This is a genomic window from Halomicroarcula saliterrae, from assembly GCF_031624395.1.
Taxonomy (GTDB): domain Archaea; phylum Halobacteriota; class Halobacteria; order Halobacteriales; family Haloarculaceae; genus Haloarcula; species Haloarcula saliterrae.
Genome location: NZ_JAMQON010000003.1, coordinates 468,684 through 492,367 on the forward strand (window position 1 = coordinate 468,684; position 23,684 = coordinate 492,367).

Annotated in this window: 24 protein-coding genes; 13 read left to right on the forward strand and 11 right to left on the reverse strand. The window is 68.5% G+C overall.

Annotation, left to right across the window (positions count from 1 at the left end; translation table 11 throughout):
• The first annotated feature begins 25 nt into the window (after window positions 1-25).
• Together NDI56_RS13625 and priL are read left to right on the forward strand one after the other, a co-directional pair.
• Entirely contained in the window at window positions 26-1,303 is a 1,278-nt protein-coding gene (locus NDI56_RS13625; RefSeq protein ID WP_310920088.1) for an adenosylhomocysteinase, read from the forward strand.
• A 299-nt stretch (window positions 1,304-1,602) separates the two neighbouring features.
• Window positions 1,603-2,688: a DNA primase regulatory subunit PriL gene (priL, locus tag NDI56_RS13630; RefSeq protein ID WP_310920089.1), complete on the forward strand. Its 1,086-nt coding sequence runs from the start codon at window positions 1,603-1,605 to the stop codon at window positions 2,686-2,688.
• Here priL and NDI56_RS13635 read toward each other — a convergent pair.
• Window positions 2,685-2,894 (reverse strand): DUF7472 family protein, encoded by a 210-nt coding sequence (locus NDI56_RS13635; protein ID WP_310920090.1) that lies wholly within the window; start codon window positions 2,892-2,894, stop codon window positions 2,685-2,687. The genes priL and NDI56_RS13635 overlap by 4 nt on opposite strands.
• 328 nt (window positions 2,895-3,222) lie before the next feature.
• Here NDI56_RS13635 and NDI56_RS13640 point away from each other — a divergent pair, with 328 nt between their 5' ends.
• Window positions 3,223-3,855, forward strand: coding sequence for an SWIM zinc finger family protein (locus NDI56_RS13640; RefSeq protein ID WP_310920091.1), 633 nt, complete (start codon window positions 3,223-3,225; stop codon window positions 3,853-3,855).
• Window positions 3,856-3,996: 141 nt separating this feature from the next.
• Here the strand turns inward: NDI56_RS13640 and hjc are convergent, their stop codons facing one another.
• Window positions 3,997-4,515, reverse strand: coding sequence for a Holliday junction resolvase Hjc (gene hjc / locus NDI56_RS13645; protein WP_310920092.1), 519 nt, complete (start codon window positions 4,513-4,515; stop codon window positions 3,997-3,999).
• 119 nt (window positions 4,516-4,634) lie between these two features.
• Here hjc and NDI56_RS13650 point away from each other — a divergent pair, with 119 nt between their 5' ends.
• Complete coding sequence (locus tag NDI56_RS13650; protein WP_310920093.1) at window positions 4,635-5,405, forward strand: DUF4382 domain-containing protein; 771 nt, start codon at window positions 4,635-4,637, stop codon at window positions 5,403-5,405.
• A 35-nt stretch (window positions 5,406-5,440) separates the two neighbouring features.
• Here NDI56_RS13650 and NDI56_RS13655 read toward each other — a convergent pair whose 3' ends face one another.
• From NDI56_RS13655 to NDI56_RS13665, 3 genes are read right to left on the reverse strand one after another with little or no spacing between them, the layout of a single operon-like run.
• Window positions 5,441-6,052, reverse strand: a complete 612-nt coding sequence (locus NDI56_RS13655; RefSeq protein ID WP_310920094.1) for a cell division protein CdpA domain-containing protein — start codon at window positions 6,050-6,052, stop codon at window positions 5,441-5,443.
• Window positions 6,053-6,088: 36 nt separating this feature from the next.
• Window positions 6,089-6,949: an alpha/beta fold hydrolase gene (locus NDI56_RS13660; RefSeq protein WP_310920095.1), complete on the reverse strand. Its 861-nt coding sequence runs from the start codon at window positions 6,947-6,949 to the stop codon at window positions 6,089-6,091.
• A 40-nt stretch (window positions 6,950-6,989) separates the two neighbouring features.
• Window positions 6,990-7,733, reverse strand: a complete 744-nt coding sequence (locus NDI56_RS13665; protein WP_310920096.1) for a DNA polymerase sliding clamp — start codon at window positions 7,731-7,733, stop codon at window positions 6,990-6,992.
• 403 nt (window positions 7,734-8,136) lie between these two features.
• Here NDI56_RS13665 and NDI56_RS13670 point away from each other — a divergent pair, with 403 nt between their 5' ends.
• From NDI56_RS13670 to NDI56_RS13685, 4 genes are all read left to right on the forward strand, one after another.
• On the forward strand, window positions 8,137-8,703 hold the full coding sequence (locus NDI56_RS13670; protein ID WP_310920097.1) for a hypothetical protein: 567 nt from the start codon (window positions 8,137-8,139) through the stop codon (window positions 8,701-8,703).
• Window positions 8,704-8,799: 96 nt separating this feature from the next.
• Window positions 8,800-9,438: a hypothetical protein gene (locus NDI56_RS13675; protein ID WP_310920098.1), complete on the forward strand. Its 639-nt coding sequence runs from the start codon at window positions 8,800-8,802 to the stop codon at window positions 9,436-9,438.
• Complete coding sequence (locus tag NDI56_RS13680; protein WP_310920099.1) at window positions 9,435-10,238, forward strand: DUF6517 family protein; 804 nt, start codon at window positions 9,435-9,437, stop codon at window positions 10,236-10,238. The genes NDI56_RS13675 and NDI56_RS13680 overlap by 4 nt, the downstream gene beginning before the upstream one ends.
• A 175-nt stretch (window positions 10,239-10,413) precedes the next feature.
• Entirely contained in the window at window positions 10,414-11,211 is a 798-nt protein-coding gene (locus NDI56_RS13685) for a 23S rRNA (uridine(2552)-2'-O)-methyltransferase (RefSeq protein ID WP_310920100.1), read from the forward strand.
• Window positions 11,212-11,392: 181 nt separating this feature from the next.
• Here the strand turns inward: NDI56_RS13685 and NDI56_RS13690 are convergent, their stop codons facing one another.
• The 3 genes from NDI56_RS13690 to NDI56_RS13700 are packed head-to-tail and all read right to left on the reverse strand — an operon-like array spanning window position 11,393 to window position 14,491.
• Entirely contained in the window at window positions 11,393-12,079 is a 687-nt protein-coding gene (locus NDI56_RS13690) for a queuosine precursor transporter (protein WP_310920101.1), read from the reverse strand.
• Window positions 12,066-12,242 (reverse strand): ribbon-helix-helix domain-containing protein, encoded by a 177-nt coding sequence (locus tag NDI56_RS13695; RefSeq protein WP_310920102.1) that lies wholly within the window; start codon window positions 12,240-12,242, stop codon window positions 12,066-12,068. Before NDI56_RS13695 ends, NDI56_RS13690 begins: the two co-directional genes overlap by 14 nt.
• A gap of 44 nt (window positions 12,243-12,286) precedes the next feature.
• Complete coding sequence (locus tag NDI56_RS13700) at window positions 12,287-14,491, reverse strand: twin-arginine translocase subunit TatC (RefSeq protein ID WP_310920103.1); 2,205 nt, start codon at window positions 14,489-14,491, stop codon at window positions 12,287-12,289.
• Window positions 14,492-14,601: 110 nt separating this feature from the next.
• On the opposite strand from NDI56_RS13700, the gene tatC reads away from it, so the two are divergent.
• Window positions 14,602-16,005 (forward strand): twin-arginine translocase subunit TatC, encoded by a 1,404-nt coding sequence (tatC, locus tag NDI56_RS13705; protein ID WP_310920104.1) that lies wholly within the window; start codon window positions 14,602-14,604, stop codon window positions 16,003-16,005.
• Window positions 16,002-16,631: a histidine phosphatase family protein gene (locus NDI56_RS13710; RefSeq protein WP_310920105.1), complete on the forward strand. Its 630-nt coding sequence runs from the start codon at window positions 16,002-16,004 to the stop codon at window positions 16,629-16,631. The genes tatC and NDI56_RS13710 overlap by 4 nt, the downstream gene beginning before the upstream one ends.
• Before the next feature lie 38 nt (window positions 16,632-16,669).
• On the opposite strand, the gene NDI56_RS13715 is transcribed toward NDI56_RS13710, so the two are convergent.
• Window positions 16,670-17,320 (reverse strand): helix-turn-helix domain-containing protein, encoded by a 651-nt coding sequence (locus tag NDI56_RS13715; RefSeq protein ID WP_310920106.1) that lies wholly within the window; start codon window positions 17,318-17,320, stop codon window positions 16,670-16,672.
• Between the two features lie 84 nt (window positions 17,321-17,404).
• On the opposite strand from NDI56_RS13715, the gene NDI56_RS13720 reads away from it, so the two are divergent.
• Window positions 17,405-18,478 carry a complex I subunit 1/NuoH family protein gene (locus NDI56_RS13720; protein WP_417936018.1) on the forward strand — a complete coding sequence of 358 codons (1,074 nt, stop codon included), beginning with the start codon at window positions 17,405-17,407 and terminating at the stop codon, window positions 18,476-18,478.
• A gap of 18 nt (window positions 18,479-18,496) precedes the next feature.
• Here the strand turns inward: NDI56_RS13720 and larE are convergent, their stop codons facing one another.
• On the reverse strand, window positions 18,497-19,366 hold the full coding sequence (larE, locus tag NDI56_RS13725) for an ATP-dependent sacrificial sulfur transferase LarE (protein ID WP_310920107.1): 870 nt from the start codon (window positions 19,364-19,366) through the stop codon (window positions 18,497-18,499).
• Window positions 19,367-19,487: 121 nt separating this feature from the next.
• Between larE and NDI56_RS13730 the strand changes: the two genes are divergently transcribed.
• Window positions 19,488-20,219 carry a P-loop NTPase gene (locus tag NDI56_RS13730; RefSeq protein ID WP_310920108.1) on the forward strand — a complete coding sequence of 244 codons (732 nt, stop codon included), beginning with the start codon at window positions 19,488-19,490 and terminating at the stop codon, window positions 20,217-20,219.
• An 83-nt stretch (window positions 20,220-20,302) separates the two neighbouring features.
• Here the strand turns inward: NDI56_RS13730 and NDI56_RS13735 are convergent, their stop codons facing one another.
• Window positions 20,303-21,556, reverse strand: a complete 1,254-nt coding sequence (locus NDI56_RS13735; RefSeq protein ID WP_310920109.1) for an outer membrane protein assembly factor BamB family protein — start codon at window positions 21,554-21,556, stop codon at window positions 20,303-20,305.
• Between the two features lie 136 nt (window positions 21,557-21,692).
• On the opposite strand from NDI56_RS13735, the gene NDI56_RS13740 reads away from it, so the two are divergent.
• Window positions 21,693-23,669, forward strand: coding sequence for a MutS-related protein (locus NDI56_RS13740; protein WP_310920111.1), 1,977 nt, complete (start codon window positions 21,693-21,695; stop codon window positions 23,667-23,669).
• Window positions 23,670-23,684 lie beyond the last annotated feature (15 nt).

Below are 23,684 nucleotides of genomic sequence, written 5' to 3' on the forward strand. Positions count from 1 at the left end.
ACGAACTCTGTCCCTCTTCTCGGGCATGACAGCGCCCATCTCTGAGCGACTCGAAGACGTAGCACAGGCCCGTGAGTCGGGCCGGCGGAAGATGGACTGGGCAGCCCAGCACATGCCCATCTGTGACTCGCTCCGCGAGGAGTTCGAGGCCGACCAGCCCTTCGAGGGCGAGCGAATCGGCATGGCGATGCACGTCGAGGCCAAGACCGCGATTCTCGCCGAAATCCTGGCCGCCGGCGGCGCGGAGGTCGCCATCACCGGCTGTAACCCGCTCTCGACGCACGACGACGTGAGCGCAGCCCTCGACGCCGTGGAGGGGGTCACCTCCTACGCCGAGCGCGGCGTCGACGACGAGGCGTACTACGCCGCCATCGAGGCCGTCATCGGCCACGAGCCCACTATCACGGTCGACGACGGCATGGACCTCGTGGCCGCAATCCACGAGGAGTACCCCGAGCTCATCGACAGTATCGTCGGCGGCGCGGAGGAGACCACGACGGGCGTCCACCGCCTGCGCGCGATGGACGAGGACGGCCAGCTCGACTACCCCGTCTTCGCCGTCAACGACACGCCGATGAAGCGCCTCTTCGACAACGTCCACGGCACCGGCGAGTCCTCGCTGGCCTCCATCGCGATGACGACGAACCTCTCGTGGGCCGGCAAGACGGTCGTCGTCGCCGGCTACGGCCACTGCGGGAAGGGCGTCGCGAAGAAAGCCAGCGGCCAGAACGCCGACGTGGTCGTCACGGAGGTCGAACCCCGCCGCGCGCTGGAGGCCCACATGGAGGGGTACGACGTGCTCCCGATGGCCGACGCAGCGAAAGAGGGCGACGTGTTCATCACGACGACCGGCAACCGCGACGTCATCGTCGAGGAGCACTTCGAGGCGATGCAGGATGGCGTCCTGCTCGCCAACGCCGGCCACTTCGACGTGGAAGTCGACCTCGACGCGCTCTCGGACCTCGCGGTCGACCGCTACGAGGCCCGCGACGGCGTGGAGGCCTACGAGATGGCAGACGGTCGTCGGCTGAACGTGCTGGCAGAGGGTCGACTGGTGAATCTGGCGACCCCCATCGCACTGGGCCACCCGGTCGAGGTGATGGACCAGAGCTTCGGCGTCCAGGCCGTCTGTGTTCGCGAGATGGTCGAGAACGGCGAGGCGTACGGTCCCGGTGTCCACGACGTGCCCGACAGGCTGGACAAGGAAGTCGCGGAGATCAAACTGGAGGCCGAAGGTGTCGAGTTCGACGCCCTGACCGAGACGCAGGCCGAGTATATGGATTCCTGGCAGCACGGGACCTAGCGAGGCCGCGAGCGTGCGAGCGGCCTCGTAGCGGAACGGGGAGCGAAGCGAGCCGTGGAGGACCTAGCGAGGCCGCGAGCGTGCGAGCCGGTCGTGGATCCCTCCCAGCAACGCTGTGAAACTGTTTTCCGAACCCTACGAAGCCGGAAAGCCCGTCCTGTGGCCCGGTAATCAGACGTTAGCCCGTCCGATAACCCGGCAGTCGCGAACCTATCTGTGGGTAAGACAGTCTTGCCGAGAGTAAGATTAGCCAACTTCGGGACGGCAATTTTATTCGGCCCCGCGCGCAACGGCGTCCCATGCAGCCGCTCCACGCGCGATACCCGTTCCTTGCCGCCGCTCGCGAGGCCGTCGAGACCGCGGCGGTCGACCTGGGCGAGGTGGTCGCGACCGACGACGCAGTGACTGACCGGGCCGTGGAGCGGGTCGAACACGCTATCACGGACGGCACCGTCGGCGAGCCACACCGTCGAACGCGGGTGGAACTGCTCTCGTACCCGGTCGCCAGAGTGCTCGTCTCGCTGGTCGACCAGCACGTCTGTACCCGCAAGTACGCACAGGCCGAAGCAGAGACGGCCCAGGAGCGGTTCCGACAGGAGTTCGCGGCGACGACGGAGTTCAAGTCGACGAGCACGGAACGGGTGAGTCTCGACCAGCTACTCGCCGAGTTCGACCTCGCGAGCGCCGTCAGCGACGCCGACGACGGCTACTGGGTCGAGGTCGGCACCTATCTGGACCTGGCGGCGGACCAGCGGGGCGACCACTGGCGGCTGGTCAACCGGCCGCTGGCCGACGGGCGGGTCCGTATCGCCTCGGAGGAGCTCTACGTCCTGCTGAAACAGGCCATCCGCCACCGCGTCACGGATGGGCTGCCGTTTCAGGTGCCCGAGACCATCGCGACGGAACTCGACGGGGAGGTCGAGCAACTTCGGGAGGTGCTCTCGGAGCTGGACCTCACCAGAGAGATAGACACGGTCGTTCCCGAGCTGTTCCCGCCCTGTATGCAGGCGCTGTTGGACCAGGTCCAGAAGGGCGAACACCTCGAACACCACTCCCGGTTCGCCATCGCGGCGTTCCTGACGAGTATCGGCATGACGACCGACGAAATCGTCGATCTGTTCAACGTCAACCCCGGTTTCGGCGAGGAGGCGACCCGGTATCAGGTCGACCACATCCGCGGCGACACCAGCCCCACCGAATACTCCACGCCGGCCTGTTCGACGATGCAGTCCTACGGCGACTGCGTCAACAAGGACGACCTCTGTGAACGCATCTCACATCCGATGGCGTACTACGAGAAGAAGATAGACGACGCCGAGGACGACGAACTCGAGGACTGGCGCGACGAGAACGCCGAGAGCGACGACGAAGCGGCCGAGGCCTAGAACTGCTGGCGTTCGAGCCAGAGCCCGGCGCCGAGCATCACGATGACGAAGAGCCCGATAGCGCCGACCAGCGCGGTTCCGCCCTGCGGGGTGAGACCCCCGTCGGCCGAGTAGCTCGTGGCGACGTAGACGGTAGCGGCGACGAACGTAACGAGGCTGATGGCCGAGATGACGACCTGGACGATGGCCTCCCGCTCGATTTCCATGTGCCGCGATTTCCGCGGGGCGGGCAAAAGGGTGTCGAAGCGCTCTACGTGTGGTTTCTGTTTCAGTGACGAGTAGTTTTGCGAGCCGGAACGCCCCGGTCGCCGGCTGACGCGACGCGTCAGATTGCCCGGGAGAGCTGTGCGCTAACCCGGTCTCGGTCCCGCGGCTCGCTTCGCGCCTCGTCACTCACGGCGTTCCCGAAGCCGGCCGGTCCCGTCCCGGTCGATACCGCGCCACCGACCCGCCCCGACCGCCGAGAGATTTAGGGTCGCTCGGTCCCTATGTTTCGACTGGACACACCGAAGAAAACAGCCGTGTCCGACCACTATGACACTGATATACCCATCTGACGACAGCGAGCCGACTGCACTCGCACCCGACCCCAGCAGACTCGAACCGCGCGCCGCGCGTGCCTGGACCGAGCGGATGGTGGTCGACCGGCGCGAGGACCACAGCTACGCCGTCACTACCGAGAGCGGCCACACATACCGCGTCGACCTTCGCGACCACAGCTGTAGCTGTCCGGACCACCGGATACGCGGCGAGCAGTGCAAACACCTCCGACGGGTCGCAATCGAGATAACCGCCCGCAGAGTCGCGCCGCCGGGCCGCGAGCGGGCGCGCTGTGACGTCTGTGGGAGCGTCACGTTCGTCCGCGCGGACGACGCCCCGCCCCACCGCTGTCGGCACTGTGGGCTCGTCGCCGGCGACGTGGTCGTCGACCGCGAGACGGGCAAGCGCCTCGTCGTCGCCCGCGTTCTCGACGAGCGGGCCGACGAGCACGTCATCCAGGCCACCGGGGAGACCGTCGCCGAGTACGAGCGAAACGACGGCTACCCGGTCGACGACGCGGTCGTCGAAGCGACGTATCTGAGCGCTGTCCGCCGGTCGAGGCCGCCGCGGCGCTACGCCTTCCCGCGGTCGCGACTGGACCGGACCGACGAGCAGCTGGTCGAGTGAGCCGCCGTCGGTGCGTCGAAGCCCCCATGATAGCCTCGACACACGACGTGTCGGTCTGACACACCTCCGCGACGGCGGCGTGCTATCTGCCGCCGGTATCGTTCATAAACTCCCGCACCTGTTGTTTCGCTGCGGACACCACTACAGCATCTCGGCCGCCTCCTCCTTCGATAGATCGCCCCGCTCGAACGCCGAGAGGATGTCAAGCACCGCCTGGTCCGGACCGCTGCTCTCGGCAACTTCGTCCAGCGTGACCTTCTTCGTGTTCCCGACGAACTCGTCGAAGTCGGTTCCCTCGGCCAGCGCCGTCTCCTTCTTGACGCGGTAGTTGCCGCCGTCGGTCGTGTAGAGGTCGCCCGGGTGGAAGAAGTACCACTCCTCGCGGTCGAACCGGACGCCGACGCGCGGTTTCGCGCCGAAGTTCCGCGCGAAAAAGAGCAGCGCCTCTATCTCCTCGCCGTCCAGATATATCGGGTTGCCGGCGCTGGATTTGGCCTCGATGGCGTAGAACGTCTCGCCGTCGCCGGTCAGCACGTCGGGGAGTTCGCGTTCGGTCGCGCTGCCGCTTGCGGGCGCTCGCATCACGGCGAAGCCGGCGTCGTCGAGGGCGTTGACCAGCTCCCGCTCGCGGCGGTCCCCCTTCGCGTTCGAGTTTGGCATTGTGGAGTGGTCGTCCCACGCCGGTAAAACCGTTCATGTACGGTGTTTATTCAGTTTATCCGGCTCGGTGACGCTGAACGGCCACGAGGCATATACGGTCACAGTCGTACGAACGCGGTATGGATAGACGGACTTTCCTCAGTATGACCACGGTCACCGGGACGGCGCTCGTCGCCGGCTGTGGCGGCTCGACTGACGACGGCGGCCCGACCGCCGAAGACGGAACAGCCGGTGGGAACACCGACACCACAGACAGTTCGTCCACGGGCCGCTTCCGCCTCCTCGTCAGCGACCGACCGGCGGATATCGACGACTTCGACGCGCTGGACGTGACGTTCGACAGGGCCCGCGTCCACAGGGAGCAGTCGGAGACCGAAGAGACGGAGGTCGAGGAAACGGGGGATGTCACGGAGGCCGAGGAAACCGGGACTGTCGAAGACACGGAGCGCGAAAGCGAGGGCCGTGAGACCGAGAGTGGCTTCACCGTCTTCGACCTGGACGAACCGACCGTCGACCTGACGCAGGTCGTCGGCGAGAAAGCGATCGGCGTCCTCGACGGGACACTGGAGACCGGGCAGTACAGCAAGATCGAGCTGTACGTCTCGGACGTCGAAGGTATCGTCGACGGCGCGTCGGTGCCAGTGACGGTCCCGAGCGGGAAGCTCCAGATCACGCACTCGTTCGAGATTACGGCCGATGGGACCGTCGAATTCGTCTTCGATATCAACGTCGTCAAGAGGGGACTGGGCGGCTACAACCTCCTGCCAGTCATCAGCGAGAGCGGTGTCGCCGGCGAGGACGTGGCCGTCGAGGAAGTCGAGGCTGACGACGAACCGCCGGCGGAGCCGACGCCCGAGAGCGGAACTGCCACGGCCGGGACAGACGCGTAAGCGCGTGGTTCGGGACCGACGACGGGGACTCGGGGTTACTCTTCGGCCCGGGATTCCAGCTCTCGGATTATCTGCTCGGTCTCGCCGCCGTCGCTGCGAATCGCCCTCGTGTAGCGCTCGTACTCCTCGCGGGAGACCGTTACCGTTCGGTTCTCCCCCTGACGGGTCAGCTCCAGTCGAACCGTCCCCTGCGGGTTGTTCCGGGTGCGGAAACTCGCCATCGCCGTGAAGACGAACCAGAACGCGAGCGTGGTCCCGAGGAAGTACGCCATCGACGTCTCGAAGGCGAGCGTCTCCGCGCCGGTCGTCCACCGGTCGGGGTAGGCCACCTGAAAGAGGGCGACGCCGACCAGACAGAACGCCGCGCCGACGGCGACGCCGACGTTCTCGCGCCGCGACGAGGGGAGGACGACGACGACGCCCAGAAACATCGCCGGGATTCCCAGCCCACCCAGCGTACCGGCGAGTTTCTCGGCGGCCCGGAGGTCAGTCGCACCGAGCACGTCAGCGAGCGGAGTCGTCACGACTAGCAGGCCGACGACGACTGCGAGCGCGCCCAGGATACCGAGCGCGGCCCCGGCGTAGACGCGGCGCGGGTCCCGCCCCTCCCAGCGGCGCCCGCCGTACGCGTCTCCGAGCTGCTCCATACCCGACCGTACAGTCCCATCCCACAAAACGGTACGTCAGACGAGCGTCGGACCCCGGAGCGCCCGCGGCGCGGCCACACAGAGCGTCCCGAGGTGGTCGCTGTCGACCCGTTCGAGCGTCGCCTCGGGGAGCCGCCGAACCAGCGCTTCGCCGGTCGCCGGTGTGACGTTGGTGTCGCGCTGGCCCTGAAAGACGGTGACCGGCACAGAGACGGAATCGAGGTCGAACGGCCACGGCTCGGCGAGCAGCCCCAGTTCCCTGACGACGCCGTCCGGGCCGCCGGCCGTCGCCGCGAGGATGTCGGTCTCGACCAGCCGCGCGATTTCGTCGGTCGAGAGCGCGTCGGTCTCCGGGGGCTCGTCGGCGAGGAGGTCCAGCGCGGCCGACGGGTCCCGGCGACGGAGCACCCACCGCTGGAGTCGCACGAACGGTGAGAGCAGCCACGGGGCGTATCGGGCCAGCGTCCCCATCGCTCGCTGTGCCCGTCCCGCCCCGCCGACACCCGGCGGTCCCGTTCCGCTGACGAGCGTCACTGACTCGACGGCGTCCAGCCGGTGACAGGAAAGCGCGAACGGCGCGCCCCCGGAGAAGCCGAGGACGCCCGCCGACTCGACGTCGAGGTGTTCCAGCAACGCGGCCACGTCGGCCGGCCAGTCGTCGATACCGACCGGGGCGTCGTCGGAGGCCCCGATGCCCGGCCGGTCCGGAGAGACGAGTCGGACGCCGCGTCTCGCGGCCGGGGCGTCGAGCAGGCGGCCGAGCAGCCGCGACCCCGGCGTCCCGTGACAGAAGACGACGGGCCGACCCGTCGGGTCGCTGTAGGTGGCGTAGGCGAGGCGGCGCCCGGCGCGGTCGAGATACTGCGGGTCGGCGTCGATGGTCGAAACGGAGACCATACGTCGGTGTATCGGCCGCCCGGAAAAAACGCTGTCGCGTCTATTCGCTCTGGATGCGCGGCGCGAGCATGTAGGTGACTCGGCCCTGCCCCTCGGCGAAGTCGAAGTGCATCTTGACGGGGAACTCCTCGCCGAGTTCCATCTCGACCTCGGCGTCTTTCGGGATGGCCTTGTTCATGTTCTTCAGGTAGTCGAGCGAGAACAGGGAGTGGGCGTCGCCGGCCGTGAGGTCGATGAGGTCGTCGCGGGTGAGTTCCAGGTGGACGTCGTCCGTGTCGCCCTCGGCGTCGACGTAGAACAGCTCGTCGCTGGCCCTGACACCCAGCGCGATGTGGTCGCTGACCATGTCAGCGGCCGTCACGGCGCGGTTGATATCTTTCCCCTCGATGACGACGTGCGAGGAGAGGTCGAGGTCCGGCAGGTCGGGTTCCTGGCGGATGGAGTCGGGGTCGATGAGGGCGAGGGTGTACTCCAGCCCGTCGATGGCGATGTGGAGCTTGCGCGTCTCCTCGTCGAGCTCGAGATGGACGAGCTGGCCCGAATCGGCCATCCCGGCGATGTCCTCTAGCCGCGAGAGGTTGACGCCGATGAGGCCGCCGTCGGTCTCGTAGGACTCGAAGGCCGCCGCGTCGAGTCGCAGGTCGACCATGCCGACGTTGGCCGGGTCGACCGCCCGAATCTCCAGCCCGTCGTCTTCGAGGTGGATCTTGCACTCGTCCACCAGCACGCTCACTGAATCGAGAGCCGATTTGAGCGTGTCCGCACTCACGATGGCGTTGAACATCTTGAACCGGGCTACGCCCCCATGCATTAAAAAGTCCCTCATTGACCCGCGTGCGCGCGGGTGACCGGCATCGTAGTGGTGTGTGTCTGACACTGATTCGGCCGCTTGTCACCCGAACCGGGCGATAGGCTCGGACTCCGACCGGGTGTACGCGACGACCCGCGCCGACCGGCTCGGCGTCGGCTCGAACGCGAAGGCCTCGCCGTCGGGGACGCTCCGCCGCGACGTAGGCGCGGATGCCCGAACGGGCGCCCACGTCCCGGACGGTGTTGTCGGGGTGGCGATGACGACTCCCGGCCGTGGGAGCCACTATCCCTTTCCGCTCGACGGCCGAACAACCAATAGGATGTCCAGAAAAACTGACAATTGTGGGCGGGCAGAACGGTGCCGGACGCGCCGCGCAGTGTTACGGTCGGCCGCCGCGGGCGCAGGGGCGGTCGGAACCGTCGGTGTCGTGGCGGGCCAAGAGGGCACCGACGGTGGCGGCCCGCAGGGCGGGCAGCGACGCGCCGTCATCCCGGAACAGCAACAGTACGACCAGACGGTGACCGGCTTTTTCATCCACATCGGCCCCGGCGTCGACCCGACCGAGGCCAGCGTCGCCGACAACTGTGAGTTCGTCGACTGGACCAACGACGAGACGCTGGCCTACGACGCCCGGCTCATCGACCGCAAGGCCGACCCGGAGGAGACGCGGATTACGCTGTATCTCAACGACCGGGTCGCGGTCGAACCGGGGATGCTGTTCATCATCAACGACCGAGAGCAGTGCCAGAGCGGCTATCTGGGCATCTACCTCGAACCGGTGGGCATCGACCTGGCCCAGCTCCGGAGCCGGGATTTCACCCCGAGTCCGGCCGGCGGTGGCGGCGGAGGCGGGGTCGGTGCCGCCGGGCCGGGGCTGGGCATCGCGAGCGGGCTGGCCGGGCTGCTGGGCGCTGGGTGGCTCTTCGGTCGGCGCCGGGAGTGACCGGCCGACTGGCCCGGCGCGCGGCCGCCACGGCACGATGCGGTCGGGCGGTACCCCGATACATACGGTTAAATACAGTTACAGCCTTTTTACTGCATGACTAGTAAACGTATACCGTCCGAAAACGCAGCGACACTCACCCGGCGAAAGCTCCTCTGGGCGACCGGTGTCGCCGGCGCGGCCGGACTGGCTGGCTGTGGGGGCGCGACGGACCGGACCATCACCGCGAGCGACGCGCAGATGGGCGAGACGATGGCCGGCCTCGGCTTCGAACAGTCCGACAGCAAGACGTTCACGGACACGGCCAGCCGCGAAGTCGCCGGCGTCGAAGGGTCGGTGACCGCCGAGAGCAAGCTCACGGTGTTCGCCAACGAGGAGTCGACGCCCGACCCCACGGAGGAGGAGCGCTGGACCGAGAGCGACTCGACGCTGGCTCGGTGGTCGGACAACGCGCCGGTGCGGGCGGTTCGGGGTTCGGACGTCATCGACGGCGAGGGCATCACGCCCGCCGAGGGCGACCAGTTCGACCTGCTGCCGGCGGAATCGATGACGCTCCTGGTCCCCGATACTGACGGCGACCCGGACCGCGTCATCTCGACGACCCCGATGGCCGACATCGACTTCGGCGACAGGGAGACTGACGGCGAGGTCACGTTCGATCCGCCGGTCCCGTACGCCGAGGGCGACTCGTTCGCGCCGACTGGGCTCGCGTTCGTCTCGGAGGGAGACCAATGAGCCACGGTGTTGGCCCGCTGTTCCTGACTACTCCTGACAATAGCCCCGTCTTCGAGCCACTCGACATGGTATCCACCGAGAGCACCAGCAGCGAGGAACTCGGTCTGGGCGAGGGCAACACCGGAGACGACGGCGACGTCTCTATCGGTTCGACGAGAATCGAGACCGAGCAGATTCAGAGCACGCCCGACCTCAGTCGAATATACTGGAACTACCTCGACACCGACTGGGCCGAGAACACCCAGACGACGGTCGCGGTGTTCACCACGCCGTCGGCGTCGGTGGGCGGCCGGTCGCTGAACCCCCTCTCGGAGGTCGACGAAGAGGAGTTCGTCACCGCCGACGGCGCCGAGTATCTCGAAGAGTCGGGCATCCGCGAGGCCGCCGGGCTCGGCCCGAACCTCTCGTGGGCGGTGGCGCCGGCCGAAGTCGCCTCGCGGTCGGTGACGTTCCTCGGGAACCAGACGACGATGCAGAGCTACGTCGGCTACGTGACGACCAGCGACGCCGAGATTCCACGGACCCTGCTCATCAACCTCGCGACGACCGAGACCGGTGACGATATCGCCTTCGGCGTCACCGTCCAGCACCGCGCCATGTACAGCGTGAGCGAGAGCGACGCCACTTCACCGAGCACGGGGTTACTGTCGGAGATGTCAGTGCCGGACCTCGTCGGGACCCAGGCGAGCAACGGTCTCGACGTCAGCGCGGGTGAGGAGATGACTCTCGTTCTGGAAGCCGGTGTCGCTGCCAGTGCCGACCTCGCAGCGCGGGCACTCGGCGACCTCTCGCTGACCTGAACCGACGGCGAGACGGTCTTTTTCGGGCGATATCGATGTGACGTGGGGACGCGAGTCCGTCCAGAGTCACGACTCGCTCACCGCCACAGGCCGCGAGTCGGCATCCATTTTAGCGTCCGCGGCGTTCGACAGTGTATGAGCGATTCTACGCGCGACCCACGAGAGGTGCGCTGAGATGTCCGGTAAAGACGAGTACTACAACAAGGCCAAACAGCAGGGCTACCGCGCCCGCTCGGCGTACAAGCTCCAGCAACTGGACGAGACGGCTGGCCTCCTTGGCGAGGGTCGAACTGTCGTCGACCTCGGCGCGGCCCCCGGCGGTTGGCTGCAGGTCGCCGCCGAGCGCGTGGGCGAGCGCGGGACCGTCGTCGGCGTCGACCGCCAGCGCATCGAGCATCTGGAGGACCCGGAGCCGACCGTCGAGTACGTCCGCGGGGACATGACCGAGGAGCGTACCAAGGAGAAAGTCCGCGACGCTGTCGGCGGCACCACCGATGCGCGGGGCGGCCCGGTCGACGTGGTCGTCTCGGACATGGCGCCGAACATGAGCGGCGACTACGACCTCGACCACGCCCGCTCGGTCCACCTGGTCCGGCAGGCTTTCGAGGTCGCGACCGACCTGCTCGACTCGGGCGGGGACTTCGCCGCGAAGGTGTTCGACGGGCAGGACCTGCAGGACCTGAAAGCCGACATCGAACCCGAGTTCGAGTACGTCCGCGAGGTCCGCCCGGACGCCTCGCGGGACTCCTCTTCGGAGCTGTATCTCGTCGCGAAACACCGACTCACCGCACCGGTCCGGGAAGGCGACGTGGTCGAGGTGACCATCGACGATATGGGCGAGGAGGGCGACGGTATCGCGAAGGTCGAGGGCTTCACCGTCTTCGTCAGCGGCGTTGAGGAGGGCGAAACGCTCGACGTGCGCGTCGACGACGTGAAACCCCGCTTCGCGTTCGCGCAGCCGGCGAGGGACTGAGCGAAAGCGAAGCCCTCGTAGCGAACCGGCGAGCGAAGCGAGCCGGAGAGCAGCGGTCGAGAGCCGTGCTGAGAAGCCCCTACTCTGTGGTTCCCTGCAGGCTCGCGGTCCACCGCTCGCCATCGAGGCGCGTAGCGCCGCGCTTTCGCCGTTCCGCTTCGAGGCGTCTCCCCAACCTCGCTTACCAGGGCGTCGGCTTGGCGGCCTGTTCCCGGCCACGAGCGAACGCGACGACGGCGTAGACGAAGGGGGTGTCCACCAGCGCGATAGCGAGTTTCAGCAGGTACTGACCGACGGCGAGCGACAGCGCCGCCGGGAGCGAGAGCCCCTGCAGGAGCACGAACCCCACGCCGATGAAGATGGCCGTATCGACCAGCTGGCTGGTCGCCGTCGAGCCGACGTTGCGCAGCCAGAGGTGGTCGCCGCCCGTCGCCTCGCCCAGCGCGTGGAAGAGGAACACGTCGAGGTTCTGGCTGACGAGGTAGGCGGCGAGGCTGGCGACCACGATGGCGGTGCTCGCGCCCAGCACCGAGCGGAAGGCGGCCGGGTCGATCTCCTGTCCCGGCAGCCCCGGCGCGAGGATAGTGCTCCACACGAGCGCCAGCAGGACGAAGTTCATCGCGAAACCGACGTTGACGACCGCCGTCGCGGCCCGTCGCCCGTACAGTTCCGCGTAGCAGTCCGACGCGAAGAACGTGAGCGCGTACGCCAACGCCGCGCCGGGCAGAATCAGCGTCTCGCCGGCCACCGGGAGCGAGACTGGCAGCGAAAACGCGAGCAGCTTCGAGGCGGTGACCTGTGCGACCACCAGCGCCGTGATAAAGAGCGCGACGAGCCCCACCCGCAGCGGGTCCTCACTGCTCGTCATCGAGCCGTCCCTGCCGCTCGTCGATGTCGTCGAGCACGTCGAGCGTCTTGCGGATGGAGGCCCGGATGGCCTCGCTGCGGTTGACGAACTTCCCGTCCTCGCCGACGTGGTCGTCGAGGTCGTCGAGGAGTTCGGCGGGCACTTCGACGCTTATCTTGGGCATATCCGGAGCATATCGTCTGCGGGCTTAAATCGGTCGTCTCGGTCCTAATCCGCCGGCTCGCCCCGGCTCTTGGGTGTCCGGCGCCCGCCCAGCGTGTACACCCACAGAATGGCGAGCCCGAACAGGTACGCCAGCGAGACGGGGATGCCGACGAGGAACATCGTGAAGATGCCCTTCGGGGAGAGAATCGCCGATAGGGCGACGATGGCGATGACGACCTCGCGCCAGCGCTCGAACATCACCGAGAAGGGGACGATGCCGCCGCGGTGGAACAGGAACATCGTGATCGGTATCTCCGCGAGCAGTCCGATACCGACGGTGAGGAAGAACACGAGCCAGCCGAAGCTACTGATGCGGTAGGAGATGACCATGTTGGCCTGCAACTGGTCGCGGGCGATGGCCGAGATGGTCACCGGCGCGACGTAGAGGAAGCCGACGAGGCTGCCGACGATGAGCGCGCCAAAGAGCGACCCGCCCCAGACCAGCAGTATCTTCCGGTCCCCGCCGACGAGCCCGCGGTCTTTCATCGCCGGCCACGCGAAGTAGGCCACGAGCGGCACCACCGAGACGGCCCCGATGATGGTCGAGAACTTCACGATGAAGACGAGGTGTTCGACCGGATGCAGGGTCACGATGTTCACGCCGGCCCGCATCCCCTCGGGGAGGCGGCCGACGAACACCTCCCGGATCGCCCCGATACCGCCCTGGTAGAGAAAGAGGAAGACGCCGGCGAGAACGGCACCGAAGATGCCCATTATCCAGAACGCCTTCGACAGGAGGGAGTCGAGGATGAAGCGGATGTCGTAGTAGTAGCCGCCGATGTCGTCCTCGGTGGTCTCCTCCTCGGTGAAGGCGTCTGCCATCCCGGCGGTAGTCGAGGCGAGGATGCCGCCGTCGTCCGCCTCGGTCGCGGCCGTCTCACCGCCGTCGTCGGTCGCGGTCTCGGGGCCGCCGTCCTCGTGGACCGCGTCCCAGCGGTCGAGGATGGCCTGGGCCTTCTCCTGGTCGTCGTTCGAGAGCGCGCGGTCGGCGTGGCCCAGCGCCTCCTCCTCGGTCATCACCTCGAAGGCTTCCTCGGGCGCGACGCCGATCGCCGAGGCGCTCAGCTCGTCGATGTCGATGGCCGTCGGGTCGCCGTGCTGTCGGCCGGCCGGCACCGCGCTCTCTTCGAGCGCCTGCAACACGTAGTAGTACAGCGCGAGCAGCGCCGCGAGCGAGCCGACGGCGACGCCGAACAGCGCTGCGGTTTCGCCCGTCGAGAGCCCGAAGAGCGCGGGGCGGGCGAGGTTCCCCTTGATACTCCCGGAGTAGGGGGCGACGTAGGCCTCGGCCGCCTGGATGTAGCGAAACGCGGCGGAGGTCAGCAGGAAGTACGCCGCGCCGCCGGCCGCGACGGCGGCGCCGAGGACGACGTTCCACCGCTCGCGGGCGACCCGGCGGGTGCTGACGAGCTCGCCCGAGCGCTTGATAGTCACCGCGAGCTTCGAGAGCGCGAGGCTGATGGCGTAGAGCCCACACAGCGGCAGGGCCCACATGATCTGGGTGAACGGGTCCGGCGGCGAGAACAGCGCGCCGAAGACGAAGATGGCGACGACGGCCCAGCGCCACTTCTCCCGGAAGGTCTCGTAGGGGACGATACCGGTGTAGGAGAGTATCGTCATCATCAGGGGTAGCTGTGCCGCGAGGCCGAAGGAGACCGTCAGCAGGAAGACGAACTGGAACCACTTGACGATGGAGTACTGCGGCGAGAACCCCGCGGCGCTGGCGTTGCCGGCGAGGAAGTTGAACATGATGGGGAAAAACAGCTCGTAGGCGTAGCCGGCGCCGACGGCGAACAGCCCCAGACTGATTACGACGAACAGCGCGCCCTTCCAGGCGGGGATGTGCTGGGCGGGCCACCAGCCCCGCCGGCGCAGCCCGTCCCGGCCGAAGTAGACGAGCAGGGGCAGCGACAGCAGAATCCCGATGACGGCCCCGATTTTCACCTGCAGGAGGATGACGTCGAAGGGCGTGATGGCGACGATGCTCGTCGCCTGCTGGGTCGTCAGGTCCATCTGCGAGTACAGCAGGTCCGTGCGCAGCCGGTCCCAGACCCCGTACTGCAGCGCCAGAATGGTCCCTATCATCCCGGCGACGAAGACGATGAACACCTTCTGGAGATTCGACTGTGCGGCGCCCAGCATCGCACCGAGCGTCTCACGGCCGCTCTGGACCGTCCGAACGGTGTCCTCGTCGATGGCACTCGACATCTCCCCTGAGGGTAGCCGACTTATCGTTATCAATTTGTTCATCACCCGCGCCCGCGACCCCCTCGCTCGAAAAGAAAGTTTACAACGACCTCCCGCTAAACCCGTCCCAGATGGTGGACGGTACCGACGGCGACGACCGCTCCGGCGACTGGGACGTACCACGGCGCCAGAGCGACGTCTACCCGAGTCTGGAGCCGCCCGGCACGCCGACGCCGGCGAGCAGTGCCGGGTCGGCCGCCACCACCCACCAACCGACACCCGACGACGCGGTCACCGGCGCGCCCGACGACGAGGAGATGCCCCTGGCCGACCACGTCGAGGAGATGGCCACGCGGCTGTTCATCGTCCTGGCCATGATGGCCGGGGTCGCCGTCCTCGCGCTCCCGGTCTCGGACAGTCTCATCAACTTCCTCTGGTACTCGTTCCTCGACGGCCCCGCGGAGGCGTGTGGCCAGATCGCCATCGGCGCCGGCGAGAGCGGTCAGGCCGTCGGGCCGTCGGGCGCCGACTGCCCCCACGTCTACAGCCCGCTGGCGCTCGTCATCGCCCGGCTGAAAGTCGCGTCGCTGGTGGGCCTCGTCGTCGGGCTGCCCGTCTTCGTCTACGAGACGTACCTGTTCATGCGGCCGGGGCTGTACCCCCGCGAGCGTCGCTACTATCTCGCCGCCGTGCCCACGAGTCTGGTGCTCGCGGCCGTCGGCGTCGCCTTCGCGTACTTCATCGTGCTGCGGGCGATGTTCGACTACTTCATCACCTACTCCGACCGCGCCGCGGAGCTCGCGTTCGGGCTCGGCGACACGTTCAACCTCATCATCCTGATGCTGGGCTTTTTCGCCCTCATCTTCCAGATTCCGCTGTTCGTGATGCTCGCCATCATGATGGGTATCACGACCCGCCGGTGGCTGGTCGAACGGCGGCTCTACTTCTGGGGCGCCTTCGCGGCCATCGCCTTCGTCTTTAGCCCCGACCCGACCGGGATGGCGCCGCTGATGGTCGCGGTGACGATGATCGGCCTGTTCGAGGGGACCCTGCTCCTGCTGAAGTGGACGGGGACCAGTTCGCCCGTCCCGGCGAGCGAGGACCTCGCGAACCGGCGGCCCTACGCCTACCTCCTCTTCGGGCTGGTCGGCTACGTCCTCAGCCCCCTCCCGGTGCCGACGGGCTACTACGGCGAGTTGCCGGCGGCGCTCACCGGCCCCCTCGCCGAAATCGGGTTCGCGCCGTCGATACTCGTCGGCGGGGGTATCATCGCGCTGTTCGAGCTGACGGCCTACGGTAACAAGAACTACTACGGCAGCCGGAAGCTATGGAACGCCCTCCGCCGGGCGCGCCTGCCCGTCTGGACGGTCGCCATCGTCGTCGGCTACCTCTCGACGCCGGACCCGACGCTGTTCCGACTGGTCGACCAGTTCGGCCTGCCGGCGACCGCCGCCGCCGGGGTCGCCGTGGCGCTGCTCATCGTCTTCGAGGCGGGGCTGTTCGTCGCCCGGCGACGCGGGGCCAGCGGAGAATGACGACGCTGCTGCTGGCCCGTCACGGCGAGACCCACTGGAACCGCGAGGGACGGGTCCAGGGGTGGGCGCCGACGGAACTGACCGACCGCGGTCACGAACAGGCCCGTGCGCTGGGCGCGTGGCTCACCGACGAGTACGACGTGGACCGCGTCCTCGCCTCGGACCTCCGGCGGACCCGCGAGACGACCGCCCGCATCCGCGAGGCCGGCGACGGACTCCCCGAGCCGGCGTTCGACCGAGCGTGGCGCGAACGCGGCTTCGGCGTCTACCAGGGGTTTCTGGCCACGGAGTTGTTCGAGCGCCACCCCGACCACGACCCGAGCGCCAGCGTCTCCGCGCTGGACGCCGCGCCCGAAGACGCGGAGGGTCCCGACGCGTTCTGCGCCCGTGTCGAGGCGGCGTGGGCCGATTTGCGGGCGGCGGCCGACCCCGACGAGACCGTGTTGCTCGTGACCCACGGCGGCGTCGTCAAGTGGGCGCTGTCGGCCGTCACCGAGCGCTCCCGGGCGGCGGCGATGACGGCGCACTCGCCGCCGAACTGCTCGGTGACCGAGATACGGCTGGACGGGGACGGCGGGGAACTGGTGGCCGAAGGCGTCACGGCGTGGCGCCGTCGCACCGACTGAAACGGTTCACACACCGACTGCGTCGCCGTCGCTATCGGTCACAGCACCGCTTCGACGAGCCGAGCCTCCGCTTTCTGTAGGTGTTCGGCCGCCGTACTGTGTGCACACGACAGCTCCGCGGCCACGTCGGCGACCGTCGCCTCGCGGGGGACGGCGTAATAGCCCAGCCGCTTCGCGGCGTCGACGGCCTCCCGCTGGCGCTCGGTCAGCGCCGCGGCGGCGCTCTGCCGGTCCGTGTCGTACTCGCCGACGCGTTCGATATCGACGTCGATTCCCGTCGGGATGCCGGCGAGCGCCGTGCGGAGTTCGTCGGGCTCGCCGACGACGTCGAAGGTGACGCCGCCCGCGTCGTCGTAGGTCAGCGGCGGGAGGACGACCAGTCCGTCCCGCGTGAACGTCGTGTAGAGGGCGCGCTCGACGTCGGTCGTCTCGCCCTGACTGTAGCAGTAGAACCGCTCGTCGTCTATCGGCGTGACGCCGAACGACTCGACGGCGTCGGTGGCGGCCAGCGCCTCCGCGAACCGGTCGGCGTCCCCCTCGACGAGGAAGAACAGCGCCGGCAGGTCGAGGTCCGCGAGGTTCCAGTGCAGCGTCTGCACCCGCTCGACGAACTCCCGTTCGGTCATCAGCGTGTGCACGGGGTGGATGTCGCGCTCGGTCGGCCTGACGGTCACCCGCAGGTACTTCATGCGGCGGCGTTCGGGAGCACCTGATATAAATGGCCGAATATCTCCCGCAGAAGCCGCCTAATCCCGCCGGCCGTACTCCCGCTCGTGTTCCCGCTGACCACCCTGTTGCCGGAGGCGGTCGCGCGAGCGCTGTTCGGCGGCCCGCCCACGCGCGCCGAGTTCGCCGTCGCAGCGCTCCTCGCGGCCGCGCTCGTCTCGTTCGTCCCGCTCACGTCGGCGGCCGTCGTCATCTGGGCCAAGCGGAAGGTGACGGCGGCCTTCACCGACCGTATCGCGCCGAACCGGACGGGGCCGTACGGCACCCTCATCATCGTCGCCGACATCTTTCGGCTGCTCAGCAAGGAACTCGTCGTCCCCGAGGGGGTCGACCGCCCGGCGTACGACCTCGGCCCGCTGCTCGTGGCGTTCTCCGCGATTCTCGGCTTCGCCGTCATCCCGATGGGGTCGCTGTTCGGCGTCACCCTGCAACTCGCCGACCCCGAGGTCGGGCTGGCGTACGTCTTCGCCGTCGCCTCGATAGCCACGCTCGGCCTCCTGCTGTGTGGCTACGCCTCGAACAACAAGTACTCGTTTCTCGGCGGGCTCCGCGCGGTCGCCCAGAACATCGCCTACGAGATTCCGCTCGTGCTCACCGGGGCGTCGGTGGTCCTCTTTACCGGCTCGCTCCGGATGAGCGATATTGTCGCCACACAGCAACAGCCCCTGGTCGCCGTCGCCGGCGTGACGGTTCCGTCGTGGTACGCTCTCGTCAACCCGTTCGCGTTCGTCCTGTTCATGGTCGCGAACCTCGCCGAAGTGGGCCGCAACCCCTTCGACATCCCCGAAGCGCCGACCGAAATCGTCGCGGGCTACCAGACCGAGTACTCCTCGGTGTACTTCGTGCTCATCTACATGGGCGAGTTCATCCACATCTTTCTGGGCGGCGCCATCGTCGCGACCCTCTTCCTGGGCGGCGCCGCCGGGCCGGGCCCGGAGAGTCTGGGGCTCCTCTGGTTTCTCGCCAAAATCTGGGGCGTCTTCCTGTTCACGCAGTGGGCGCGGTCGGCGGTGCCGCGGGTCAGAATCGACCAGCTCATCGAGATCGGCTGGAAGGGGATGCTCGTGCTGTCGCTGGTCAATCTGGTCCTCACCGCCGTCGTCGTCGGCGTCGTCAGCTAAGCTCGACGACGGCCGCCGTCACTCCGCGCTCGGGTAGTCCTGGCCGAACACGTCGGCCACCACGTCCTCGCCCGACTCCTCGTCCTCGGGGCTCACACTGCCGGTCCGATAGCCGTGCAGGTCGAGCGTCACGTGGTCGAAGCCGCAGTCGCCGACGTGGTCCCGGGCGGCCCGGACGAAGTCGGGGTCGAGCGCGGCGTCGAGTTCCGCCTCGCCCACTTCGATGCGCGCCAGCCCGTCGTGGTCCCGGACCCGGAACTGCTCGAACCCCCACGTGCGGAGGAGGCGCTCGGCCTTCTCCACGCGGGAGAGGCGTTCCTCGGTCACGTCCAGCCCGGTCGGGATGCGCGAGGAGAGGCAGGCCATCGAGGGCTTGTCGGCCACGGAGAGGTCGTACTCGCGGGCGATCTCCCGGACCTGCGCCTTCTCGATGCCGTGTTCCAGCAGCGGGGAGTAGGCGTTCAGTTCCTCGACGGCGCGCAGGCCGGGCCGGTGGCCCTCGCCCGCGTCGGAGGCGTTGGTGCCGTCACAGACCACGTCGATACCGAGCTCCCGGGCCCGGTCGTACATCGCGCCCAGCCGCATCGAGCGGCAGTGATAGCACCGCTGCTCGTCGTTGGCCACGAACTCGTCGCTGTCGAGTTCGGAGAACTCCACCAGTTCGTGGCGGATGCCGATCTCCTCGGCGACGCGGACGGCGTCGTCGAGTTCTTCGGCCGGTAGCGTCTCCGACTTGGCGGTACAGGCGACGGCGTCGTCGCCGAGCGCGTCGTGGGCCAGCGCCGCCACCACACTGGAGTCGACGCCCCCGGAGAAGGCGACGAGGACGCCGTCTCTCTCGGCCAGGTCGTCCCGAACGGCGGCGACGGTCTCGGCGACAGCGGACATGGGCGGGCATACTGGGCGGACGGGCAAAACGCCTTCGCGTCGGAGCTGACGCTCCGCTGACCCGTGTCTTGCCTCTGTCATACTCGGGATTTAAGCACACGTAGCGTGAAATAAAGCGCAGATGCGGGGTCACTGTTTCGCGGTCGCGAGCGGGAAAGGCGGCGTCGGGAAGACGACGACGGTCGTGAACACGGCGTGTGAGCTAACGGCGCGTGGGTACGACGTGGTCGTGGTCGACGTCGACCTCGCGATGACGAACCTCGGGCGGATGGTCGGGGTCGACCACGAACCGACGCTGCACGACGTGCTGGCCGGGCGGGCGACGCTGGAAGCGGCCATCAACACCGACGGGAAGGTCGCCGTCCTGCCCGGGTCGGACGCCATCGACAGCTTGCGGGACGCCGACCCGGCGGGGTTGGGACAGGTCATCAAACGGCTCCGGACGGCGTTCGAAATCGTCATCGTCGACACGGGGGCCGGCGTGGACCACGAGGCGATGGTCGCGTGTGGGCTGGCCGACGACACCGTGCTCGTGACGACGCCCGACGAGACGGCGGTGACGGACACGGGCAAGAGCCGGTCGATGGTCGAGACGGTCGACGGGCACGTCCTCGGCGTGGTCGTCACGCGCGGCGACGCGGCCGCGGTGAGTGCGGCCACCCGTACACTGGGAGTGGACCGGCTCGGCGCAGTGCCCGACGCCCCCGAGGTCGTCGGCGACGAGCCGGTCGTCACCACCGCGCCGAAGTCGGCCGTCGCCGCGGCCTACAGCGACATCGCCGAGACGCTCGCGAGCGCGGTCGAGGCGTCGGTCGACGCGGCCGGCGAGAAGCGGGCCGTCGGCGACGACTGAGACCGCCGGCTGCAACAGACTGACGGAATTCGCCACCCCGGGGCGGCGAATATCTTTACGAGCTTACAGCCGGCAGTACGGGACTACTCCTCCGAGATGGCGTACACGGTGTCGTCGTAGTTCCCGACGTAGACGGTGCCGTCGACCACTGCCGGCGGCGACCGTATCAGGTTCCCCGTGTCGACGACCCACTGCTCGCTGCCGTCGGCGGTGTCCAGCGCGCGGACCGTCCCGTCGCCACAGCCGGCGTAAACAGTGCCGTCGACGACGGTGAGCTCGGCTTCGAGCCAGTCGCCCGGCCGGTACCGCCACTGCTCGACGGCGGTGGCGGCGTCGAGGGCGAAGATGTCGTTGTGCGTGGTTCCGAGGTACGCGGTGCCGTCCGCGACTGCGACTGTCGGCCCCCGGTTCGTCTTGGCCAGGAAGCGCCACTGCTCGGTGCCGTCGGTCGTCGACAGCGCGAGCAGCGTCCCCTCGGTCCCGTTCGTCGTGCTGACGTAGACGATGCCGTCCGCCACCGTCGCCGAACTGTACACGAAACGGCCGGTCTCGAAGCGCCACTGCTCGGCGCCGTCGGCAGTGTCGAGCGCGTAGACGCTCTCGTCGTAGCTCCCGACGTAGACCGTGTCGTCGACGACAGCCGGCGAGGCCTGTACGCGCCCGCCGGTCTCGAAGCGCCACTGCTGGCTCCCGTCGGCGGCATCGAGTGCGTAGACGTACCCGTCGTCGCTGCCGACGTAGACGGTCCCGTCGAGGACCGTCGGCGAGGAGACGACCGAATCGTCGGTCTCGAAGCGCCACTGCTGGCTCCCGTCGGCTGTGTCTACGGCGTAGACGTGCTGGTCACTGCTTCCCGCGTAGACGGTCCCGTCGACGACAGCGGGTGAGGAGCGGACGACGCCACCGGCGTCGAAGCGCCACTGCTGGTCCCCGTCGGCGGCGTCTATCGCGTAGACGTTCTCGTCGTAGCTCCCGACGTAAACCGTGTTGTCGACGACCGCCGGCGACGTCCGGATGACGTTGTCGGCCCGGAACTGCCACCGCGTGGTGACGTTCTCGGTCGGCCCCGTCTCCTCGGGCGCCGTTCGGGTGTGGGCGGGGTTGGCGCCGAACATCGGCCAGCCGCTTATCGACTGCTCCGTGGGCGGGTCCGGCTCCGGCTCGGAGTCGGGCGTCCCGGTCGGTTCTTCCGTCGCCGTCTCGCTCCGCGACGGCGTCGCGCCGGTCGCCGTCCCGGGCTCTGTCTCCGTCTCCGTCGTATTACAGCCCGCCAGCCCCGCGACACCGGTGACTCCCAGTGACAGCAGGTACTCGCGTCTCGTCGGTCGTCCTGGCATGCGCTCTGTCGGGCGGCTGTGAACTTAAACCATCTGTGCGGGCCGCTGTACTATCGCCGCTGGTCCCGGTCCACGGCGCCGTCAGTGCCCGAGCCGACGCGAGGTTTTTTCTCGTCGGCCGCGAATGGGCCGTCAGATGGAGCTCGAATCGGTACCGGGCGTCGGGGCGAAGACGGCCGAGGCGCTGCGCGAACTCGACGACCCGGAGCGGGCACTCAGCGAGGGCGACGTGGCCGCGCTCGCCCGGGCTCCCGGCGTCAGCGAGGGCCGGGCCGCCCACATCGCCCGCGGCGCGATTCGGGCGGAACACGACGACCCCGGCGGGTTCGCCGCCACGCCGCGGGCCCGGGAGCTGTTCGAGGCGGGGCTCTCCTTGCTGCAGGAGCGGACCGTCACCGACTACGGGGCGAAGCGACTGGAGACACTCTACCCCAGCGGCGTCCGGAGCCGTATCGACGAGGTGCGCGCGTTCACCGAGCGGGCGCTGGAGCGCGAGCCCGCGCCGGAGGTGCGGTCGGTGCTGTCCGGCGTCGCCCCGCTCTCCGCGGCCGGCGACGTGCGGGTCCGGGACCGCTGTCTGGCGACCGGCGACGCCGAGCGCTACGCCGCGGCCCAGTCGGCAATCCCGGAGGTGAGCGTCGAACTCGTCGACGACGCCCGCCAGCTGGCCGAGCTGGCTCGCTCGTACGCGACCGTCGTGGCGCTGGACGAGGGGTTCGCCGGCGTCGACGTCGAGGGGGACGTGCGCGTCGAACCCGACGCCCTCGACGAGCCGGCGTCTGTCGTCCCCGAACGCGTCCTGACCTTCTTCGCCCGGAACCGCGACTCGGTCCGGGCCGCTATCGCGGTCCACCGCGAGGCCGGCCTCGACGCGCCCTGTGACCTCGACGAGCTCGCCGGAGCGCTCGACCAGCTCGACGCCGACGGGAGCGTCACCGGCGACGACGAGCTCGACCGGCTCTCGACCGCCGTCGACGACCTCGACGCGGCGGTCTCGACGGCCGAGTCCGTCGCCAACGACCACCTCCGGGAGGCCATCGAGGAGCGGGACGTGACCATCGAGGGGACTGACCTGCTGTCGCTGGTCGAGCGCGGCGCGGGGGTCGACTCGCTGCTGGACCGCGAACTGGCCGACGAGTACGCCGCCGCCGCCGACCGGGCCCGGGACCACCTCGTCGACGCGCTCGACCTGCGCGACACGGAGTCGATGGCCCGCCGGGCGTTCCCCGACGAGCCCACGTATCCGGTCGAACACGAGGAACGCGTCGTCGCCCGCCTGCGCGAGGAGCTGACGGCCACGCGGGACCGCCGGGCGACCCAGCGGAAACGCGACATCGCCGACACGCTGGCGACGATGCGGGGCGACGCCGAGGCGCTGGTCGACGCGGCGCTGGAACTGGACGTGGAACTCGCCGTGGCGCGTTTCGCCGCCGACTTCGACTGCGCGATGCCCGAGATAACCGAGCGCGGCGGCTTCGATATCGAGGGGGGCCGGTCGCCGCTGCTCGACGTGCCCTTCGCCGAGGTCGAGCCCATCGACTACAGCGTCGAGGGCGTCACCGTCCTCTCCGGGGTCAACAGCGGTGGCAAGACCTCGACGCTCGACCTGGTCGCGCTCGTGACGACGCTGGCCCACATGGGGCTGCCCGTCCCCGCCGACGCCGCTCGCGTCGGCCGCGTCTCCGAGTTGCACTACCACGCCAAGACACAGGGGACGCTGGACGCCGGGGCGTTCGAGACGACGCTTCGGGAGTTCGGCGAACTGGTGACGAACGTCACCGCCGACCGGCCGGTGCTCGTCCTCGTCGACGAACTCGAATCCATCACGGAGCCCGGCGCAGCGGCCACGATAATCGCCGGCATCCTCGAATCGCTCACCGAGCGGGAGGCCACCGGGGTCTTCGTCTCCCACCTCGCCGAGGACATCCTCGAAGCCGCCGAGGCCGACCTCACTATCGACGGCATCCAGGCCGAGGGGCTCGTCGACGGGGAGCTGCGGGTGAACCGCTCGCCGGTGAAGGGCCAGCTCGCCCGCTCCACGCCGGAGCTCATCGTCGAGAAACTCGCCGAGCACGGCGACGGGTTCTACGCGGACCTGCTGGAGAAGTTCTGACCGGCGCGGACCGCG

What these genes read in the sequence shown, in the direction of transcription:
- NDI56_RS13625 (WP_310920088.1), top strand. Translation starts at nt 26, where the DNA reads ATGACAGCGCCCATCTCTGAGCGACTCGAAGACGTAGCACAGGCCCGT.
- priL (WP_310920089.1), top strand. Translation starts at nt 1,603, where the DNA reads ATGCAGCCGCTCCACGCGCGATACCCGTTCCTTGCCGCCGCTCGCGAG.
- NDI56_RS13635 (WP_310920090.1), bottom strand. Translation starts at nt 2,894, where the DNA reads ATGGAAATCGAGCGGGAGGCCATCGTCCAGGTCGTCATCTCGGCCATC.
- NDI56_RS13640 (WP_310920091.1), top strand. Translation starts at nt 3,223, where the DNA reads ATGACACTGATATACCCATCTGACGACAGCGAGCCGACTGCACTCGCA.
- hjc (WP_310920092.1), bottom strand. Translation starts at nt 4,515, where the DNA reads ATGCCAAACTCGAACGCGAAGGGGGACCGCCGCGAGCGGGAGCTGGTC.
- NDI56_RS13650 (WP_310920093.1), top strand. Translation starts at nt 4,635, where the DNA reads ATGGATAGACGGACTTTCCTCAGTATGACCACGGTCACCGGGACGGCG.
- NDI56_RS13655 (WP_310920094.1), bottom strand. Translation starts at nt 6,052, where the DNA reads ATGGAGCAGCTCGGAGACGCGTACGGCGGGCGCCGCTGGGAGGGGCGG.
- NDI56_RS13660 (WP_310920095.1), bottom strand. Translation starts at nt 6,949, where the DNA reads ATGGTCTCCGTTTCGACCATCGACGCCGACCCGCAGTATCTCGACCGC.
- NDI56_RS13665 (WP_310920096.1), bottom strand. Translation starts at nt 7,733, where the DNA reads ATGTTCAACGCCATCGTGAGTGCGGACACGCTCAAATCGGCTCTCGAT.
- NDI56_RS13675 (WP_310920098.1), top strand. Translation starts at nt 8,800, where the DNA reads ATGACTAGTAAACGTATACCGTCCGAAAACGCAGCGACACTCACCCGG.
- NDI56_RS13680 (WP_310920099.1), top strand. Translation starts at nt 9,435, where the DNA reads ATGAGCCACGGTGTTGGCCCGCTGTTCCTGACTACTCCTGACAATAGC.
- NDI56_RS13685 (WP_310920100.1), top strand. Translation starts at nt 10,414, where the DNA reads ATGTCCGGTAAAGACGAGTACTACAACAAGGCCAAACAGCAGGGCTAC.
- NDI56_RS13690 (WP_310920101.1), bottom strand. Translation starts at nt 12,079, where the DNA reads ATGACGAGCAGTGAGGACCCGCTGCGGGTGGGGCTCGTCGCGCTCTTT.
- NDI56_RS13695 (WP_310920102.1), bottom strand. Translation starts at nt 12,242, where the DNA reads ATGCCCAAGATAAGCGTCGAAGTGCCCGCCGAACTCCTCGACGACCTC.
- NDI56_RS13700 (WP_310920103.1), bottom strand. Translation starts at nt 14,491, where the DNA reads ATGTCGAGTGCCATCGACGAGGACACCGTTCGGACGGTCCAGAGCGGC.
- tatC (WP_310920104.1), top strand. Translation starts at nt 14,602, where the DNA reads ATGGTGGACGGTACCGACGGCGACGACCGCTCCGGCGACTGGGACGTA.
- NDI56_RS13710 (WP_310920105.1), top strand. Translation starts at nt 16,002, where the DNA reads ATGACGACGCTGCTGCTGGCCCGTCACGGCGAGACCCACTGGAACCGC.
- NDI56_RS13715 (WP_310920106.1), bottom strand. Translation starts at nt 17,320, where the DNA reads ATGAAGTACCTGCGGGTGACCGTCAGGCCGACCGAGCGCGACATCCAC.
- larE (WP_310920107.1), bottom strand. Translation starts at nt 19,366, where the DNA reads ATGTCCGCTGTCGCCGAGACCGTCGCCGCCGTTCGGGACGACCTGGCC.
- NDI56_RS13730 (WP_310920108.1), top strand. Translation starts at nt 19,488, where the DNA reads ATGCGGGGTCACTGTTTCGCGGTCGCGAGCGGGAAAGGCGGCGTCGGG.
- NDI56_RS13735 (WP_310920109.1), bottom strand. Translation starts at nt 21,556, where the DNA reads ATGCCAGGACGACCGACGAGACGCGAGTACCTGCTGTCACTGGGAGTC.
- NDI56_RS13740 (WP_310920111.1), top strand. Translation starts at nt 21,693, where the DNA reads ATGGAGCTCGAATCGGTACCGGGCGTCGGGGCGAAGACGGCCGAGGCG.